17 protein-coding genes and 1 tRNA gene are annotated in these 17,026 nt (G+C 70.9%); 10 read left to right on the top strand and 8 right to left on the bottom strand.

Annotated elements, in window-relative coordinates:
- Positions 1-18 precede the first annotated feature (18 nt).
- From DRV84_RS13105 to DRV84_RS13085, 5 genes are all read right to left on the bottom strand, one after another.
- On the bottom strand, positions 19-1,182 hold the full coding sequence (locus DRV84_RS13105) for a DUF6538 domain-containing protein (RefSeq protein WP_115981453.1): 1,164 nt from the start codon (positions 1,180-1,182) through the stop codon (positions 19-21).
- Between the two features lie 120 nt (positions 1,183-1,302).
- Positions 1,303-1,379, bottom strand: a tRNA-Arg gene (locus DRV84_RS13100).
- Positions 1,380-1,441: 62 nt separating this feature from the next.
- Positions 1,442-2,830, bottom strand: a complete 1,389-nt coding sequence (locus DRV84_RS13095) for a sensor histidine kinase (RefSeq protein ID WP_115981451.1) — start codon at positions 2,828-2,830, stop codon at positions 1,442-1,444.
- A gap of 21 nt (positions 2,831-2,851) precedes the next feature.
- Positions 2,852-4,267, bottom strand: a complete 1,416-nt coding sequence (locus DRV84_RS13090; RefSeq protein ID WP_115981449.1) for a dihydrolipoyl dehydrogenase family protein — start codon at positions 4,265-4,267, stop codon at positions 2,852-2,854.
- A gap of 1 nt (position 4,268) precedes the next feature.
- On the bottom strand, positions 4,269-4,994 hold the full coding sequence (locus tag DRV84_RS13085; RefSeq protein WP_115981447.1) for a TVP38/TMEM64 family protein: 726 nt from the start codon (positions 4,992-4,994) through the stop codon (positions 4,269-4,271).
- Positions 4,995-5,298: 304 nt separating this feature from the next.
- Here DRV84_RS13085 and rpmH point away from each other — a divergent pair, with 304 nt between their 5' ends.
- From rpmH to DRV84_RS13035, 10 genes are all read left to right on the top strand, one after another.
- Complete coding sequence (rpmH, locus tag DRV84_RS13080; protein WP_115981445.1) at positions 5,299-5,433, top strand: 50S ribosomal protein L34; 135 nt, start codon at positions 5,299-5,301, stop codon at positions 5,431-5,433.
- 19 nt (positions 5,434-5,452) lie between these two features.
- Entirely contained in the window at positions 5,453-5,845 is a 393-nt protein-coding gene (gene rnpA / locus DRV84_RS13075; RefSeq protein ID WP_115981443.1) for a ribonuclease P protein component, read from the top strand.
- Complete coding sequence (gene yidD / locus DRV84_RS13070; protein WP_115981440.1) at positions 5,842-6,096, top strand: membrane protein insertion efficiency factor YidD; 255 nt, start codon at positions 5,842-5,844, stop codon at positions 6,094-6,096. The genes rnpA and yidD overlap by 4 nt, the downstream gene beginning before the upstream one ends.
- Positions 6,097-6,139: 43 nt before the next feature.
- Complete coding sequence (gene ttcA, locus DRV84_RS13065) at positions 6,140-7,060, top strand: tRNA 2-thiocytidine(32) synthetase TtcA (RefSeq protein WP_115981438.1); 921 nt, start codon at positions 6,140-6,142, stop codon at positions 7,058-7,060.
- A 78-nt stretch (positions 7,061-7,138) separates the two neighbouring features.
- The gene (locus DRV84_RS13060) at positions 7,139-8,686 is read left to right on the top strand and encodes a putative bifunctional diguanylate cyclase/phosphodiesterase (protein WP_115981436.1); all 1,548 of its coding nucleotides are present in this window, start codon (positions 7,139-7,141) and stop codon (positions 8,684-8,686) included.
- Between the two features lie 165 nt (positions 8,687-8,851).
- Positions 8,852-10,675 (top strand): membrane protein insertase YidC, encoded by a 1,824-nt coding sequence (gene yidC / locus DRV84_RS13055; protein ID WP_115981433.1) that lies wholly within the window; start codon positions 8,852-8,854, stop codon positions 10,673-10,675.
- Positions 10,672-11,421, top strand: coding sequence for an MOSC domain-containing protein (locus DRV84_RS13050; protein ID WP_115981431.1), 750 nt, complete (start codon positions 10,672-10,674; stop codon positions 11,419-11,421). Before yidC ends, DRV84_RS13050 begins: the two co-directional genes overlap by 4 nt.
- Positions 11,418-12,071, top strand: coding sequence for a ribosome biogenesis GTP-binding protein YihA/YsxC (gene yihA, locus DRV84_RS13045; protein ID WP_115981429.1), 654 nt, complete (start codon positions 11,418-11,420; stop codon positions 12,069-12,071). The genes DRV84_RS13050 and yihA overlap by 4 nt, the downstream gene beginning before the upstream one ends.
- 74 nt (positions 12,072-12,145) lie before the next feature.
- A complete protein-coding gene (argB, locus tag DRV84_RS13040; protein ID WP_115981427.1) occupies positions 12,146-13,021 on the top strand; it encodes an acetylglutamate kinase in 876 nt (291 codons plus the stop codon).
- Between the two features lies 1 nt (position 13,022).
- The gene (locus DRV84_RS13035; RefSeq protein WP_115981424.1) at positions 13,023-13,508 is read left to right on the top strand and encodes a SixA phosphatase family protein; all 486 of its coding nucleotides are present in this window, start codon (positions 13,023-13,025) and stop codon (positions 13,506-13,508) included.
- 80 nt (positions 13,509-13,588) lie between these two features.
- Here the strand turns inward: DRV84_RS13035 and DRV84_RS13030 are convergent, their stop codons facing one another.
- From DRV84_RS13030 to DRV84_RS13020, 3 genes are read right to left on the bottom strand one after another with little or no spacing between them, the layout of a single operon-like run.
- Positions 13,589-14,395 (bottom strand): amino acid ABC transporter ATP-binding protein, encoded by an 807-nt coding sequence (locus tag DRV84_RS13030; RefSeq protein ID WP_115981422.1) that lies wholly within the window; start codon positions 14,393-14,395, stop codon positions 13,589-13,591.
- A 14-nt stretch (positions 14,396-14,409) separates the two neighbouring features.
- A complete protein-coding gene (locus DRV84_RS13025; protein WP_115981420.1) occupies positions 14,410-15,717 on the bottom strand; it encodes an amino acid ABC transporter permease in 1,308 nt (435 codons plus the stop codon).
- 27 nt (positions 15,718-15,744) lie between these two features.
- Positions 15,745-16,959: an amino acid ABC transporter permease gene (locus DRV84_RS13020; RefSeq protein ID WP_115981418.1), complete on the bottom strand. Its 1,215-nt coding sequence runs from the start codon at positions 16,957-16,959 to the stop codon at positions 15,745-15,747.
- Positions 16,960-17,026: the final 67 nt, after the last annotated feature.

Below are 17,026 nucleotides of genomic sequence, written 5' to 3'. Positions count from 1 at the left end.
AGCACCTTGCCGAAAAGGTCAGGTAGTGCTCCGGTTCGACTCCAGCGTTGTACGACCGAGCCACTTCGCCAAGACTTCGAGGGGATATCCGCTGCCGTAGCTTTGCCCGACGCCGGCCGCGGCCCAGCCGCCGAGTTGGTCGATGATGTCGGGCGGGCACTCCACCGCGCGGAGCCGGTCACGCATTGAATGGCGAAACGAGTGAACGACCTTTCCTGATCCGCCAACGCGCGGCTTGATCCACTTGTTGAGCTGCGCACTCGTGGCGTTCCCTTTCGTCGTCGTCCCGTCGCAGATCTCCGGGAAGAGGAAGCGGCTTTCGGACGCTGCGATAGCACGTTCAGCCGCCCACAAGCTGGCCCCCAAAAGCGGGACCACGCGCGCACTCGATGCGGTTTTGAGCGGCCGCCACGGGTGCGGCTGTACCTTCACGTGCGGAATCTCAGCGTCGAGGACGACGTCCGCGACAGCCAGACCGGCAGCCTCGGACAGCCGTAGCCCCGTGTCGCTGATCAATGCCAGCAGCCACCGCGGCTCGTCGTCCAGTTCCCTCGCTTCCCTTTGCAGGTGCCGGAGTTCGGCTTCGGTGAACGGAACCCGCTTCTTGACGGGTTGCGCGTTGCCGCACTCGAGGCCGGCGAAGACATTTTCATACGGCAGGCCGTGCTCGGTCAGCATCAGCTTCACGCCGGTGCTGATCACGGACAGGTTCCGCTTCACGCTCTGTGGCGCCATACCGCGCGCGAGGAGCTTGTCGCGGAACTTGACGGCGTCGGAGCGCTCAAACTGGCTGAGGGCTTTATGGCCGCAAATCTCGCGCAGGTAACGGTACGCGCGTTCGACCATCTGCTCGAAGGACTTCGGCTTTCCCTGACCGCGGCGATCAAGGTACAGCGCCTTGATCTCGTCTGGCCGCGGATCAAGCTGCTTACCTTTCCCGCCCTTCAGGAACCGCTTCAACACGTCCTCACGTGACTGCTCGCGGAACCGCGCCCATTGGTCTTCGAGGTCGAGCGCCAGCCGTGCGGCCTTTCGTCTGGCTACCGCCGGGTCCCGTGTGCCGAGCGCAAGCTGTACTCGGCTGCACCTGTAGAACCCCCGCACGTCGGGCGGGACGCGCCGCTGGAAGTAGAAATGTCCTCGCTTCGTGTAGAGGAACTCACCGATCTGCTGCTTCGACATGGACGACCACCCGGACTACCTGACCTTTTCGGCAAGGTGCTCGGGAAGCCGAAGAGCCGCATTTTATCCTGACTTAACAGGACCTTGGCGGACACTTGCATCAGCACGAGGAGAAGCGATTGGCGCACCGGGGAGGATTCGAACCCCCGACCCCTTGATTCGTAGTCAAGTGCTCTATCCAGCTGAGCTACCGGTGCGCGGTGAGGGGCAGATAACGTCCGGCGCCACGGGGTGCAAGCGGAAATCCGGGCGCTGACGTTCAGTCGAGTTCGCCCTTCGGCAGCCGGAGGGTGAAGCGGGTGCCCTCCGGCCCGGTGTGGCCGAGCTCCAGCCGGCCGCCGTGGCCGCGCACGAGTTCCGCCGCGATGGCGAGGCCGAGGCCCGAGCCCCCCTTGCGCGCGCCGCCCTGGAAGGGGGTGAAGAGGTGCTCGCGCGCCTTGTCGGGCAGGCCGGGGCCCGTGTCCGTCACCTCGATCACCCAGGCGGCATCCTCCTCGCGCGCGGCGATGCCGATCTCGCCGCCCTCGGGATGCCCGGCGAGCGCCTGGCGCGCGTTGCGCACGAGGTTGGCGAGCGCGCGGTAGAGCTGCTCGGGATCGGCGCGCAGGGTCATCGTGGCCGGCACGTCCTCGGAAAAGCTGATGTCCTGCGTGTCCTCGACGGCGAGGCGCTCGCTCTCGACCACGTCGGAGACGAGCTCGGCCAGCGCCACGCGGGCGAGCGTGGGCGGCGGCTCCTCCGCGCGGCCGAAGGCGAGCACGTTCTCCGTGAGCCCGATCGCCCGGCGGATCGAGTTGACGAGCTTCGGGGCGAGGCGCTTGACCTGCGGGTCCTCGCTCGCTTCGATGCGGTCCACGAAGAGCTGCGCGGAGGTGAGGATATTGCGCAGGTCGTGGCTGATCTTGGCGACGGCCGAGCCGAGCTGCGCGAGGCGCGCGCGCTGGCGCAGCGCCTGCGTCAGCTCGCCCTGCATCAGCGCGAGCGCGGCCTCGGCCTCGCGCATCTCGCGCACGCCGCGGCCCGAGGGCGCGACGATCCGCGTCGCGTCCTCGGGCGCGGCGGCGTAATGGCGCATGTGCCCGACGAGGCGGCTGATCGGCTTCACGAGGATCGCACGCACGGCGAGGAACAGGAGCCCGCCGGTCACCGCCGAGATCACCGCCGAGAGCGCGAGGATGCGCAGCCCATAGTCGATCATCGCCGCGCGCAGGCCGCCGGTGCCCATGGTCACCTCGATCAGGAGGCCCGCGTCGCGCAGCGGCGCCCCGATCACGCGGATCACCCGCTCCTCCGGGTCGGCGAGACGCGCCATGGCGTCGCGGATGAGCGTTACCGCGGAGGGCGCGCGCAGGTCGAAGGTCGCGTGCACCGGCGCCGGGATCGGCGAGGAGAGCACGAGCTCGCGCGCCTCGTCCCGGCGCAGCACCACGTTGTAGACGCCCGCGTTCCGGAGAAGCTCGCTCTCGAGCTCGGGCTCGATCATGTCGGTGGCGAGCAGCGAGAGCGAGGCGATCTGCGCCCGCTCCAGCCGGGCGAGGAGGAAGCTCTCGCGGTAGCGCGCGACCGAGGGCACGAAGATCAGCACCTCGGCGATCATCACGAAGATCACCGTCAGGATGAGAAAGCGCCCGGAGAGCGTGTTGAGCATGGCCGACCCGCCTGCGCGCGTTCAGGGCAGCCAGGCCTGCACCGCCCTCACCACGCGTTTCACGAGAGCACTATCAAAGAGCCGCGGGGAGAAATAGGCCCCCGCGGCGCGTTTCGAGACCTCGGCGATGGTCGGATAGGGCGCGACCATGTCGGCGACGGCCTTCATCTTCAGCCCGCCCGCCTGCATCAGCGCCCAGAGCGTGATCTGCTCGCCCGCCTGGTGGCCGACGATCGTCGCGCCGACGGGGCGGCCCTTGACGACCATGACCTTGACGAAGCCCTCGGTCCTGCGCTCGGCCAGCGCGCGGTCGTTGCCCGAATAGTCGAAGCGCGCCACCTCGAGCTTCGGCCCATGCGCCGCGCGCGCCTCGGCCTCCGTCAGCCCCACCTGCGCGAGCTCGGGGTCGGTGTAGGTGACGCGCGGGATGTGGTCGGTGCGCGCGGTCGCCGGCAGGCCGAAGAGCGCCTGCCGGATGACGATGCCGGCGTGATAGGCGGCCAGATGGGTGAACTGCATGCCGCCGGCCGCGTCGCCGATGGCGAAGACGCGGGCGTTCGTGGTGCGCAGCCGCGCGTCGACCTTGACGCCGGTCTCCGTGGTCTCGATCCCCGCGGCGTCGAGGTTCAGCGCGTCGGTGTTGGCCCTGCGCCCCACCGCGATCAGGAGGTGGGTGCCGGGAAAGCGCCGCCCGTCCGCGGCCAGAACCTCCAGATCGCCGGCCGCGCCGCGGACCTCGGCCGCGCTCACCCCCTCCTCGATCGCGACGCCCTCGGCGCGCAGCCGGTCGAGGACGACGGCCGCGGCCTCCGGGTCCTCGCGGCCCAGCGCCTGTGCGCCCTCCAGCACGGTGACGTCGCTACCCAGCCGCCGGTGCGCCTGCGCCATCTCCATGCCGATCGGCCCGCCGCCCACGATGATCAGGTGACCGGGGCGCGCGCGCAGATCCCAGAGCGTCTCGTTCGTGAGATAGGGGACCGTGTCGAGCCCGGGGATCGGCGGCACCGCCGGCGACGAGCCGGTGGCGATCACGATGCGCCGGGCGCGGATGCGCGCCTCGCCCGCGTCGACCTCGCGGTCGGAGACGAAGCGCGCCCAGGCGCGGATCACCCGCACGCCGAGGCCCTCGAAGCGCTCCTGGCTGTCGTGGGGGGCGATGCGGCCGATCACCTCCTGCACGTGGCCCATGGCGGCGGCGTAATCGACCGTAGGTGCCACGTCAGCGATCCCGAAGGACGACGCCTGCGCCTGCCCGTGCGCGACCTTCGCCGCGGCGAGGAGCGACTTCGAGGGCACGCAGCCGTAGTTCAGGCAGTCGCCGCCCATCTCGCCGCCCTCTACGAGCGTGACGTCGGCGCCCATCTGCGCCGCGCCCGCCGCGACCGAGAGCCCGCCCGAGCCCGCGCCGATGACGAGGAGATCCGTCTCGATCCGCATCTCAGATCCCCGCCTTGCCGCGCACGGCCCGCAGCACGAGCGGCAGCGCCGCCAGCGCCGCGAGCCCGAGGAGCGGCAGGAGGATCCGCGGCTCGAAGATGATCCCGAGGTCCGGCGTCTCGCCCCGGGCGAAGACCTCCGAGAGCCCCGCGCCGACCGAGGTGTAGACGAGCGCGCCGGGCATGATCCCGAAGAAGGTGGAGACGACGAAGCGATGCGTCGGCACGTTGACGAAGGCCGGCACCAGATTCGCCGCGAAGAAGGGCACCGCCGGGACGAGCCGGATGAGAAAGAGCATCGGCCACTGGTTCGCGTCGATCCCGGCCTTCATCCGCCGCACCAGTCCCTCCGAGGCGTCCATGCGCGCCGCGAGCCGCGCGCCGAAGCCCCAGCGCGCGGCGAGGAAGATCGCCGTCGCCCCCGCCGTGGCGGCGAGCACGTTGAAGAGCGTCCCCGGAAAGACCCCGAAGAGGAACCCGCCCGTCAGCGTCGCCACCGTCGCGCCGGGCAGGGAGAAGGCGACGATCCCGACGTAGGCCGCCACGAAGGCCGCCGCGGCCGCCGCGTAATGCGCGTCACGAAGCGCGAGCAGCGCCTCGCGGTTCGCGGCCAGCGTCTCGAAGGTGAGCCGGTCGCGCAGCAGGACCGCGCCCGCCGCCGCGACCGCGAGGATGACGAGGATCGGCAGACGGCGCAGCCAGGGGCGGTCGGTGGCGGGTCGGGTCATGTCGCTCACGGTCGGGCCTCTCATGGGGTCGCGTGTGCCCGGCAACATGCGCGACCACGACCCCGAGCGACAGGGCCATCACGCGCCCTTGATGCAAGGTGACGGAAGCGTGCCCGCGGACAGGGCGCGCGGAGCGATCCTGTAACATGCGCGCGGCCCCATGTTACAGCGCGCGCGGGTTTGACACCGGCCCGGGGCGCGCCTATAGAGCGGGCTTCGGATATCGGGCGTGGGCGCCGCGTCGCCCCCGGCCCGCCCGGTCCGGAACAGTCCCGGACCGCGACAGACAGACGGAGCGCCCGCCATGAAACGCACTTTCCAGCCCTCGAACCTCGTGCGCAAGCGCCGCCACGGCTTCCGCGCCCGCATGGCCACAAAGGCCGGCCGCAAGGTGCTCAACGCGCGCCGCGCCCGCGGCCGCAAGAAGCTCTCGGCCTGATCTGGCGGAGCCGCCGCGCATGACCCGCGCCGCGGCCACGACCGACGCCCCGGCCCCGCTCGCGCAGCTGCGCAAGCGCTGGCAGTTCACCGCCGCCGCGCGCGCGCGGCGGCAGGCCGTCACCGGCATGGTCGTGCAGGCGCGCGACCGCCGCGACGGCCGGCCCGAGGTGGGCGTCGGCATCACCTGCTCCCGCAAGGTCGGAAACGCCGTAACCCGCAACCGGGCGAAGCGCCGGCTGCGGGCTTTGGCGCGCGAGGTGCTGCCCGACGCGGGCCGGCCCGGCTGGGATTACGTGCTCATCGGGCGGCCGGGCGTGACGGTGGAACGCCCCTTCGACGCGCTGCGCGACGATCTGCGCACGGCGCTCGACCGGCTGCACGCGCCGCGCCGCGCGAAGGGGGCGGCATGAGCCCCCTCGCCCGCCTCTTCGCCCTGCCCGTCCGGGCCTATCGGCTGATCTTCTCGCCGTGGGTCGGCTTCAACTGCCGCTATCAGCCCACCTGCTCGGTCTATGCGCTCGAGGCGCTCGAGACGCACGGCGCGCTCCGCGGCGGCTGGCTGGCCGTCCGCCGAATCGGGCGCTGCCACCCCTGGGGCGGCTCGGGCATCGACAACGTGCCCGACCCGGACGGGGCCGAGCCCCCCACGCGGCGCGAGTGACCGCGCCTTCCCTCGGGTGTCCGGCTCTGGCAAGACGGCACGCATGACGGACGAAGCCACCCCCACCGCCGACGACGGCGAGATCCACGCGCTCTTCGCCGGCGCGCCGCAGACGACGGAGTTCCGCAAGCTGCGCAAGCGCGTCGTGCGCCAGACCCGCGAGGCGATCGAGCACTACGGCATGGTCGTGCCCGGCGCGACGGCCGATCAGGGCGGACGCGGCGCGCGCTGGCTCGTCTGCCTCTCGGGCGGGAAGGACAGCTACACGCTCCTCGCCGCGCTGACCGAGCTGCAATGGCGCGGGCTGCTGCCCGTCGAAATCCTCGCCTGCAACCTCGATCAGGGGCAGCCGGGCTTCCCGGCGACCGTCCTGCCAGAGTTCCTGAGCGCGCGCGGCGTGTCCCACCGGATCGAGTATCAGGACACCTACTCCGTCGTCACCGACAAGGTGCCCGAGGGGCGGACCTATTGCGCGCTCTGCTCGCGGCTCCGGCGCGGGCATCTCTACCGAATCGCGCGGGAGGAGGGCTGCTCGGCGGTGGTGCTCGGCCATCACCGCGACGACATCCTCGAGACCTTCTTCATGAACCTCTTCCACGGCGGACGGCTCGCCACCATGCCGCCCAAGCTCGTCAACGACGAGGGCGACCTCCTGGTGCTGCGCCCGCTCGCCCATGTCGCCGAGGCCGACTGCGACCGCTTCGCGCGGGCGATGGGCTACCCGATCATCCCCTGCGACCTCTGCGGCAGCCAGGACGGCCTCCAGCGCCAGCAGGTCAAGGCGATTCTCGACCAGTGGGAGGCGAACAGCCCCGGCCGGCGGCAGGTCATGTTCCGCGCGCTGATGAACGCGCGGCCCTCGCATCTGCTCGACCCGAAGCTCTTCGACTTCGCCGGGCTCGCCGCCGCGTCGGAGGGCGCGCCCGCCCCTGCGGATTTCGGCGAAATACCCGCCTTGCGTTAACCCGACGCTCAGACCTGCGGCCACAGGTTGCAGACGTGCGGCGCGCTGCGCCGCGATCGTCAGCCTGGGGTCCGCGTCATGTCGCTTCGTTCCGCCTTCGCGCCGGCCACCCTGCGCCGCCGCCTGCGCCGCGCGCTGGGCGAGCCGTCGGCGCTCGCCTTCATTCCCGCGCTCTCGCTCACGGCCTTCTGGACGGGCGGGGAGGGCGCGCTCATCGCCACGGCGCTCGGCCTGCCGGCGCTCTTCGCCCTCGCCGGCGGGTTCGAGGGGGCGGCGCCCCCCGACGCGCGGCCGCGCGACCCGGTGACCGGCCTGCTCCTGTCGGACGGGCTGACCGCGGCGCTCGCGGCGGCGCGCGACCGCGCCGCCGGCGCGGGGCTCGGCACGGCCTGCCTCCTGATCGAGATCGACGAGATCGAGGCGCTGCGCGACCGCTACGGCACGGAGGCCGAGGAGCGCCTCCTGCGCGCGGCGGGGGACCGTCTGCGCGCCGTCCTGCGAGACGGCGACGAGATCGCCCGCCTCGGGGGGGCGCGCTTCGGCGTGGCGCTGCAGCCGGCGCGCCGCCTCGACCTCGAGGCCGGCCTGCAGATCGCCGCCCGCCTGCAACGCGCGCTCGAGGAGCCGGCCGTCGTCGACGGCGCCGCCGTCTATCTCACGGGATCGGTGGGCTTTTCGCTCTCCCGCCGACTGCCGGAGGCGGACGCGCCCGGCCTGCTGCGCGCCGCGGCGGCCGCGCTCGCCGAGGCGCAGGCCGCCGGCCCGGCGGCGGTGCGCGCGCACGCCCCCGGCATGGCGCCCGCCGTCACGCACCGCGCCGATCGCGCGGACGCGGCCGCCGCCGCGCTGGAGGCCGGGCGCATCGTGGCGTGGTTCCAGCCGCAGGTCTGCACCGACACAGGCCGCGTCACCGGCTTCGAGGCGCTCGCGCGGTGGAGCCAGCCCGACGGCGGCGCGATCCCGCCGGCCGAGTTCCTGCCCGCGCTGGAGGACGCGGGCCTTCTCGCCCGGCTGGGCGAGCAGATGCTGCGGCAATCGCTGACCGCCCTCTCCGCCTGGGACCGGAGCGGGCTCGACGTGCCGCGCGTCGCCGTCAACCTCTCCGCGGCCGAACTGCGGGACCCGCGGCTCGCCGATCGCATCGCCTGGGAGCTCGACCGCTTCGGCATCGCGCCCGGGCGCCTGACGCTCGAAGTGCTCGAGACCGTGATCGCCGGCGCGCCCGAGGACGTCACCGCGCGCAACGTCAACGCGCTCGCCGAACTGGGCTGCGGCATCGACCTCGACGATTTCGGGACCGGGCACGCCTCCTTCGCGTCGCTGCGCCGCTTCCGGGTCGGGCGCATCAAGATCGATCGCTCCTTCGTGGCGAAATGCGACCGCGACCCGGACCAGCAGCGCCTCGTGACCGCCGTCCTCTCCATGGCCGATCAACTCGGCCTCGCCACGGTGGGCGAAGGGGTCGAGACCGGCGGCGAACACGCGCTGCTGGCGCAACTCGGCTGCGACCACGTGCAGGGCTTCGCCATCGCGCGGCCCATGCCCTTCGACGACACGGCGGAGTGGATCGCGCGGCACGGCGCCCGGCTGGACGCGGCCCCGCGGATCGGCCGCGGCGCGGGCTGACCCGGGCGGCCCCGCGCGCGGCGGAGCGGTTCGCGCGGCCCCCGCCGTTGCGTCGCAGGGCGGCGGGCCGCCGCGCCCCGGCTTTGTCCTTGACCTTTCGCCTCGGGGTCTGTTGAACCCCTCTCTGACTTTCCGCAAGATTTCCAGCCACCGGGGCGGCGCTTCATGGACGACCAGAACAAGAACCTTCTGCTGGCGACGGCGCTGAGCTTCGGCGTCATCCTCGTCTGGTTCCTGCTGTTCCCGCCGCCCGACACGCCGCCGACGGACCCGAACGCGACCGGCACCGAGACCTCGGCGCCCGCCGAGATCGCGACGCCGACGCCGGACGCCGCGCCGGGGCCGGAGCCGGGCACGCCGGGCGCGGGCGAGGCCACCGAGACCGCCGGCACGGACGCCCCCCGCCTCGCCATCGAGACGCCGCGCCTGTCCGGCGCGATCTCGCTGCGCGGCGGGCGGATCGACACCCTCGCGCTCAAGGACTACCGCACCGAGATCGACGAGGACGCGCCGATCGTCGAGCTGCTGCGCCCAGCCGGCGCGGATCAGGCCTATTACGCGCTCTACGGCTGGGCGCCCGGTCAGGGCCTCGCGCTCGAGGACGTGCCGGGCCCCGACACCCGCTGGCAGGTGGCCGAGGGCGAGACGCTCGCCCCCGGCCGCCCCGTGACCCTGACCTGGCAGAACGACGCAGGGCTGACCTTCACCCGGCGCATCTCGGTGGACGAGGACTACATGTTCTCCGTGACGCAGTCGGTGACCAACTCGGGCGGCGCCTCGGTCAGCCTCGCGCCCTACGGCATCCTCGCCCGGCACGGCGAGCCGGAGAACCTGAAGAATTTCTTCATTCTCCACGAGGGCGTCATCGCCATGGCCGACGGCACCCTCACGGAAATGAGCTACGGCGACGTCGAGGACCTCGAGGTGGACCCGGCCGAGGGCGCGCGCGCCGAGGTCATGCGCGTGGGCGAGAACGGCTGGATCGGCTTCACCGACCACTACTGGATGACGACGCTGATCCCGTCCTCGGGCAGCCCCTTCAAGGCGGCCGCGAAATACGACGAGCGCCGCGGCATCTACCAGACCGAGGCGGTGCTGCCGACCGAGACGCTCGCGCCCGGCGAGACGGCGGAGGTCTCCACCCAGCTCTTCGCCGGCGCCAAGGAGTGGGAGGCGATCCGCGACTATCAGCGCACGGGCGTCGACCGCTTCATCGACTCGATCGACTGGGGCTGGTTCTTCTTCCTGACGAAGCCGATCTTCTGGCTCCTGCACGAGGTCAACCTGCTGATCGGCAACATGGGCTGGGCGATCATCGGGCTGACGCTGATCATCAAGGCGGTACTCCTGCCGCTCGCTTACAAGTCCTACGTCTCGATGGCGAAGATGAAGGAACTTCAGCCCGAGATGGAGAAGATCAAGGAGCGCGCGGGCGACGACCGCCAGAAGCTCCAGCAGGAGATGATGGAGCTCTACAAGAAGGAGAAGGTGAACCCGGCCTCCGGCTGCCTGCCGATCCTTCTGCAGATCCCGATCTTCTTCTCGCTCTACAAGGTGATCTTCGTCACGATCGAGCTGCGCCACGCGCCGTGGTTCGGGCCGTTCAACGACCTCTCCGCGCCCGATCCGACCTCGATCATGAACCTCTTCGGGCTGATGCCCTGGGCCGCGCCGCCGCCGGAGTCGATCCTCGCGCTGATCTTCATCGGCATCCTGCCGATCGTGCTCGGTGTGTCGATGTGGCTCCAGCAGAAGCTCAACCCGGCGCCGACCGACCCGACGCAGCAGATGATCTTCGCCTGGATGCCCTGGGTCTTCATGTTCATGCTGGGCAGCTTCGCGAGCGGGCTGGTCCTCTACTGGATCGCGAACAACCTCATTACCTTCACGCAGCAGTACGCGATCATGCGCAGCCAGGGCTACAAGCCCGACCTCGTCGGCAACATCCTGTCGAGCTTCCGGCGCAAGCCCCGGACCGAGGAGAAATGACCGCGCGGCTGACCGGGATCTGGCGCCACCCGATCAAGGCCCACGGCCGGGATGCGCTGGAGCGGGTCGGCCTCACCCCCGGCGCGACGCTGCCCTGGGACCGCGCCTGGGCCGTGGCGCATGAGGCGGCCGCGGCCGACGGCAGCGCCTGGGCGCCCTGTTCGGAGTTCACGCGAGGCGCCAAGGCGCCGGCGCTGATGGCGATCACCGCGGAGCTCGACCCAGCGACGGAGACGGTCACGCTCCGCCACCCGGAGCGGCCCGCGATCACCTTCCGACCCGATCACGACGGCGCGGCCTTCCTCGACTGGGTGCGCCCGCTGATGCCCGAGGGCCGCGCGGCGCCCGCGCGGCTCGTCCGCGCGCCCGGGCGCGGGCGCGGGATGACGGACACGGATTTTCCCTCCATCTCGATCTGCAATCACGCCTCGCACCGCGCGGTGGAGGGGCGCCACGGGCGGCCCCTCTCGCCCCACCGATGGCGCGGCAACCTCTGGGTCGAGGGCCTCGCCCCGTGGGAGGAGTTCGACCTCGTCGGGCGCGAGATCCGCGTGGGCGCCGCGCGCCTGCGCGTGGTGGAGCGCACGGGCCGCTGCCGCGCCACCACCGCCAACCCGGAGACGGGGCGCGTGGACATCGACACGCTCGCGCTGCTGCGGGAATGGGGGCACGAGGATTTCGCCGTCTACGCCGAGGTCGTCGAGGGCGGCGAGATCGCCGTGGGCGACAGGGTGGCCCCGGCATGAGCGCCCTGCCCTTCCCGCTGGCCCACGCCCCCGACCCGGCCGCCGAGGAAGCCGGGCGCAAGCTCTTCGCCGGGCCGTTGGACTTCATGAAGGGCGTCGTGGCGATGGACGGCCTGCCGCCCGGCGACCGCCCCGAGGTCTGCTTCGCCGGGCGCTCGAACGTGGGCAAATCCACGCTGATCAACGCGCTCGCCGGGCGCAAGGCGCTCGCGCGGACCTCGAACACGCCGGGGCGCACGCAGGAGATCAACTTCTTCGCGCTGGGGGACAGCCATTACCTCGTGGACCTGCCGGGCTACGGCTACGCCAAGGCGCCGCTCGCGGTGGTGGAGCGCTGGCAGCGGCTGCTCAAGGCCTATCTCGCCGGGCGGTCGAACCTGCGCCGCGCCTTCGTGCTGATCGACGCGCGCCACGGCGTGAAGGCCGTGGACGAAGAGATCATGGCCCTCCTCGATCAGGCGGCGGTGACCTTTCAGGTGGTGCTCACCAAGGCCGACAAGGTGAAGGGCAAGGACCGCGAGCGCGTGCTGGAGCAGGTGCGCGGCGCGCTCGCCACGCATCCGGCGGCCTTTCCCGAGCTGGTGCTCACCTCGTCGGAGACCGGCGACGGCATCGCCACGCTACGCGCGATCGTGGCCGACCTCGCCTGACGCGAAAAGGCGGCCGGTCGCGCCTTGCGCGCGGCGGCCGCGGCGGAGATAACCCGGCGCGAGGAGGGACCCCCATGCCGAAAGCCAGCGCCCGCGACTGGATCGCCACCGCCCGCACGCTCAGCCAGGCGCTGCCCTACCTGCAGCGCTACGACGGCGCCGTCGTGGTCATCAAGCTCGGCGGCAACGCCATGGGCGACGACGCCGCGATGGAGGAATTCGCCCGCGACGTCGTGCTGATGCGGATGGTGGGCGTGAACCCGGTCGTGGTGCACGGCGGCGGGCCGATGATCAACGCCATGCTGGACCGCCTCGGCGTCGTCTCGGAGTTCGTGGGCGGCAAGCGCGTGACCGACGCCGCGACGATCGAGGTGGTCGAGATGGTGCTCTCGGGGCGGCTGAACAAGCGCATCGTGCACGCCATCGGCGCGCAGGGCGGCCGCGCCGTGGGGCTCTCGGGCAAGGACGCGGGTCTCATGACCTGCGACCAGACGGACCCGGCGCTCGGCTTCGTGGGCACGCCGGCGGAGGTGAACGCGGATCTCCTGCGCGATCTCTTCGACAAGGGGATCGTGCCGGTGATCGCCCCCATCGGCGCGGGCCGCGACGGCGAGACCTTCAACGTCAACGGCGACACGGCCGCAGGCGCCATCGCCGCGGCGCTCGAGGCGGACCGGCTGCTGCTGCTGACGGATGTCGCGGGCGTCAAGAACGCCGCCGGCGAGGTGCAGGAGCAGCTCTCGGCCGAGACCATCCGCGAGATGACCGAGGCGGGCGTCATCGCCGGCGGCATGATCCCCAAGACCGAGACGGCTCTCGCCGCGATCGAGGGCGGCGTGCGCGGGGTCGTGATCCTCGACGGGCGGGCGCCCAACGCCTGCCTGCTGGAGCTCTACACCGAGCACGGCGCCGGCACGCTGATCCGCCCGGCGCACCGGATGGAGGGCTGAGATGCGCCGCCTGATCCTCGTCCGGCACGCGAAATCGGACTGGAGCGCGGCGCTCGAGGATCACGCGCGCCCGCTGAACAAGCGCGGGCGGCGGTCGGCGCCGCTGATCGGCGGCTGGCTGCGGGAGAGGGGGTACCTGCCGCAGGAGGTGATCTGCTCCGACGCGGCGCGCACGCGCGAGACCTTCGCGGGCCTCGGCATCGACGCGCCGGTGAGCTACACGCGGCTCCTCTACCATGCCGAGGCGCCCGAGATCCTCGAGGTGCTGCGCGGCGCCTCGGGCGCGACGGTCGCGCTCATCGGGCACAATCCGGGCATCGGCGCCTTCGCGGGCCGGATCGTGGCGCGCCCGCCCGCGCATCCGCGCTTTCACGACTACCCGACCGCCGCGACGCTGGTCGCCGAGTTCGACATCGACCGCTGGCGCGACGCCGATTTCGGCACGGCCCGCGCGGTGGACTTCGTCGTCCCGCGCGAGCTGGAGTAGCCCGCTCATCGCGCCCCTGCGGGCGCTCTTCGCGCGCGACGACGCCCGCGAGGGCGGAGGAGCGCCCCGCGCGGGCCCGTTCAGTGACCGAGGATCTGGCTCAGGAAGAGCTTCGTGCGCTCGTTCTGCGGGTTGCCGAAGAAAGCCTCGGGCTCGTTCTGCTCCACGATCTGGCCCTGATCCATGAAGATCACGCGGTTCGCCACCTGCCGGGCGAAGCCCATCTCGTGGGTGACCACGAGCATCGTCATCCCCTCCTCGGCGAGCTCGATCATGGTGTCGAGCACCTCCTTGATCATCTCCGGGTCGAGCGCCGAGGTCGGCTCGTCGAAGAGCATGATCTTCGGCCGCATGCAGAGCGAGCGCGCGATCGCCACGCGCTGCTGCTGCCCGCCCGACAGCTGGCCGGGATACTTGTCGGCCTGCTCGGGGATCTTGACCTTCGTCAGGAAGTGCATCGCCGTCTCTTCCGCCTCTTTCTTGGGGATCTTGCGGACCCAGATCGGCGCGAGCGTGCAGTTCTCGAGGATGGTCAGATGCGGGAACAGGTTGAAGTGCTGGAACACCATGCCGACGTCCGAGCGGATGGTGTCGATGTTGCGCAAGTTCGTCGAAAGCTCGGTCCCGTCCACCACGATCTGCCCGCGCTGGTGTTCCTCCAGCGCGTTGATGCAGCGGATCAGCGTCGACTTGCCGGAGCCCGACGGCCCGCAGATCACGATGCGCTCGCCGCGGTAGACCGTGAGGTCGATGTCGCGCAGCACGTGGAACTGGCCGAACCACTTGTTCATGCCGGAAATCTCGATCGCCACCTCGTCGGAGACTTTCATCCGGCTCCGGTCGGCCGGCGCGAGGCCCTCGGTCTCGGGCGGGGCAACATCCACCATGGTCTGGCCTTTCCTTATCGGCGGTCGGTCTGAAGCTGACGCTCCAGCCACTGCGAGTATTGCGAGATGCCGTAGCAGACGACGAAGAAGAGCGCCGCGGCGAAGCCGAAGAGCTCCCAGTAGACGCCGTTCCAGTCGGTCGAGGCGAGGATCGGCCCGCGGATCATCCCCACGAGGTCGAACATCGCGATCACCGAGACGAGCGTCGTGTCCTTGAAGAGCCCGACCGCCACGTTGACGATGCCGGGGATCGAGATCTTCAGCGCCTGCGGCAGGATGATGAGCCGCATCGCCTGCGGATAGTCGAGCCCCAGCGCGGAGGCGGCCTCGTACTGCCCCTTCGGCAGCGCGGCGAGGCCCCCGCGCACCACCTCGGCGATGTAGGCGGAGGCGAACATGGTGATCATGATGATCACGCGCAGGATCAGGTCGAAGGTGGAGTTCGGCGGCAGGAAGTAGGCCAGCACCACGTTCGCCACGAAGAGCAGCGTGATCAGCGGCACGCCGCGGATGAACTCGATGAAGACGATGCAGATCCACTTGACGACCGGCATCCCCGACTGCCGCCCCAGCGCCAGCGCGATCCCGATCGGCAGCGAGAGCGAGACGCAGACAGTGCCGAGGATCAGGTTCAGCATGAAGCCGCCCATGTTCCGCGATTCCACCGCCTCGAGCGTGATCGGCGCGATCGCCGTCAGCGTCGGCGTCACGAAGCCCGCGACCCACCAGAAGACGAGCGCGGCGGCGATCGCCCCGAAGAAGCCCATCGCGAAGCTCTGCGCGACGAGGCGCTGAAAGACGAGATAGCCGACGACGAAGCCCGCCGCCGCCATGACCGGCACCCAGACCGAGCCGCCCCAGACGAGGAAGTAGGCGAGGAAGGGATAGACGGCGGTGAAGGGCAGCAGGCTGCGCGGCGCCTTCGGGAAGAGCACCGGCGCGAGCGCGACGAAGAGCAGGACGAAGGCCGTCGCCGGGCGCCAGTAGGCCTCCTCCGGGTAGGTCACGCCGAAGACGAGCTGCGCCCAGCGCTCGCGCACCACGGCCCAGCAGGCGCCGGTCGCGCCGTCGAGGATCTCGCGGCACTCCCGCAGGCTCCCGGCGTCCCAGACGCCGTTGAAGACCCAGGGCATGCTGGACGACAGCAGCCACCAGATCGCCCAGAGCGAGGCGAGCGTCAGGATCGCGTTGGGGACCGAGGAAAAGAGGTTGTCACGCAGCCACTTGACGATCCCCGCCTCGGCCACCGGCGGCGGCGCGGGCGGGATCGGCTCCTGCCGCACGAAGGCGAGCTGCGCGGCTTCGGCGTGGGTGTCGCTCATCGGGAGGGCTCCTGCGGCGCCGGCATGTCAGCGCTCCTTCAGCTTCACGGCGTTGTTGTAAAGGTTCATCACCGCCGAGATCGACAGCGAGATGAGGAGGTAGAACAGCATCAGGAGGAGCACCGATTCGATCGCGCGGCCCGTCTGGTTCAGCGTGATGCCGCCGAGCGTGCCGGTGACGTCCATGTAGCCCACCGCGATGGCGAGCGAGCTGTTCTTGGTTAGGTTCAGATACTGCGAGATCACCGGCGGGATCACCACGCGCAGCGCCTGCGGCAGGACGACGAGGGACATGACCCGCCGCGGCCGCAGCCCGAGCGCAGCCGCCGCCTCGGTCTGCCCGTGGCTCACCGAGAGGATGCCCGCGCGCACGTTCTCGGCGATGAAGGCGCCGGTGTAGATCGCCAGCGCGAACCAGAGCGCGATCAGCGAGCCACGGATCTGGATGCCGTCCTGAAAGTTGAAGCCGCGCAGCTCCGGATACTCGAGCGTGACCGGCCCGCCGAGCAGGGCGTAGGCCGCGAGCGTGGGCAGGATCAGGATCGCCAGCGTCGGCCAGACCATCGGCAGCAGCCGGCCGGTCGCGTAAAGGAGCCTCGTCGCGTAGCGCCGGTAATAGATCGCCCCGGCGATCGAGGCGAGGAAGACCGCCGCCAGCGCGCCCGACCCCGCCCCCCAGATCGGCTTGGGAACATAGACGCCGCGGTTGGTCAGCGCGATCGCGTCGAAGAGCATGGTGGAGGACGGATCGTCGCCGCGGAAGGCCGAGGGCGGCGGCAGCGCCGCCGTCATCACGAAGAAGATGATCAGGATCCAGATCAGCACCGGAACGTTGCGGAAGATCTCGACGTAGACGGCCATCAGCTTGGCCACCAGCCAGTTCTTCGAGAGCCGCAGCACGCCGGCGAGCACGCCGAAGATCGTCGCCGTCACGCAGCCGAGGAAGGCGACCAGCAACGTGTTCAGCACGCCGACGAAGGACGCGCGCAGGTGCGGGTCCTGATTCTCGTAGGGAATCAGGCTCTGGTTGATGTCGTAGCCGGCCGGCGTGCCCAGAAACTCGAACGAAATGTCCTGCCCGAGGATCGCCAGGTTCCGCACGAGGTTCCAGCCCAGGTAGGCCATGAACACGATGAGCAGCAGGAGCGCGACGAACTGGAAGGTGTAGAACCTGTACCGCTTGTCGTTCAGCAGCATCGAGAGGCGGAACGACTCGCGCGGCGGCTCCGTCACTGAGGTCATGGGCAGGGTCCTGTCGACGCATTGGCCGCGATGACGGCGCAAGCGCCGCGCGGCCGGAATTATCGGT

The sequence above is a fragment of the Rhodosalinus sediminis genome (assembly GCF_003385555.1).
In the GTDB taxonomy this organism is placed as follows: Bacteria; Pseudomonadota; Alphaproteobacteria; order Rhodobacterales; family Rhodobacteraceae; genus Rhodosalinus; species Rhodosalinus sediminis.
Note: the sequence above shows the minus strand (reverse complement) of the source record. Positions and strands in the feature narration are given on the sequence as shown.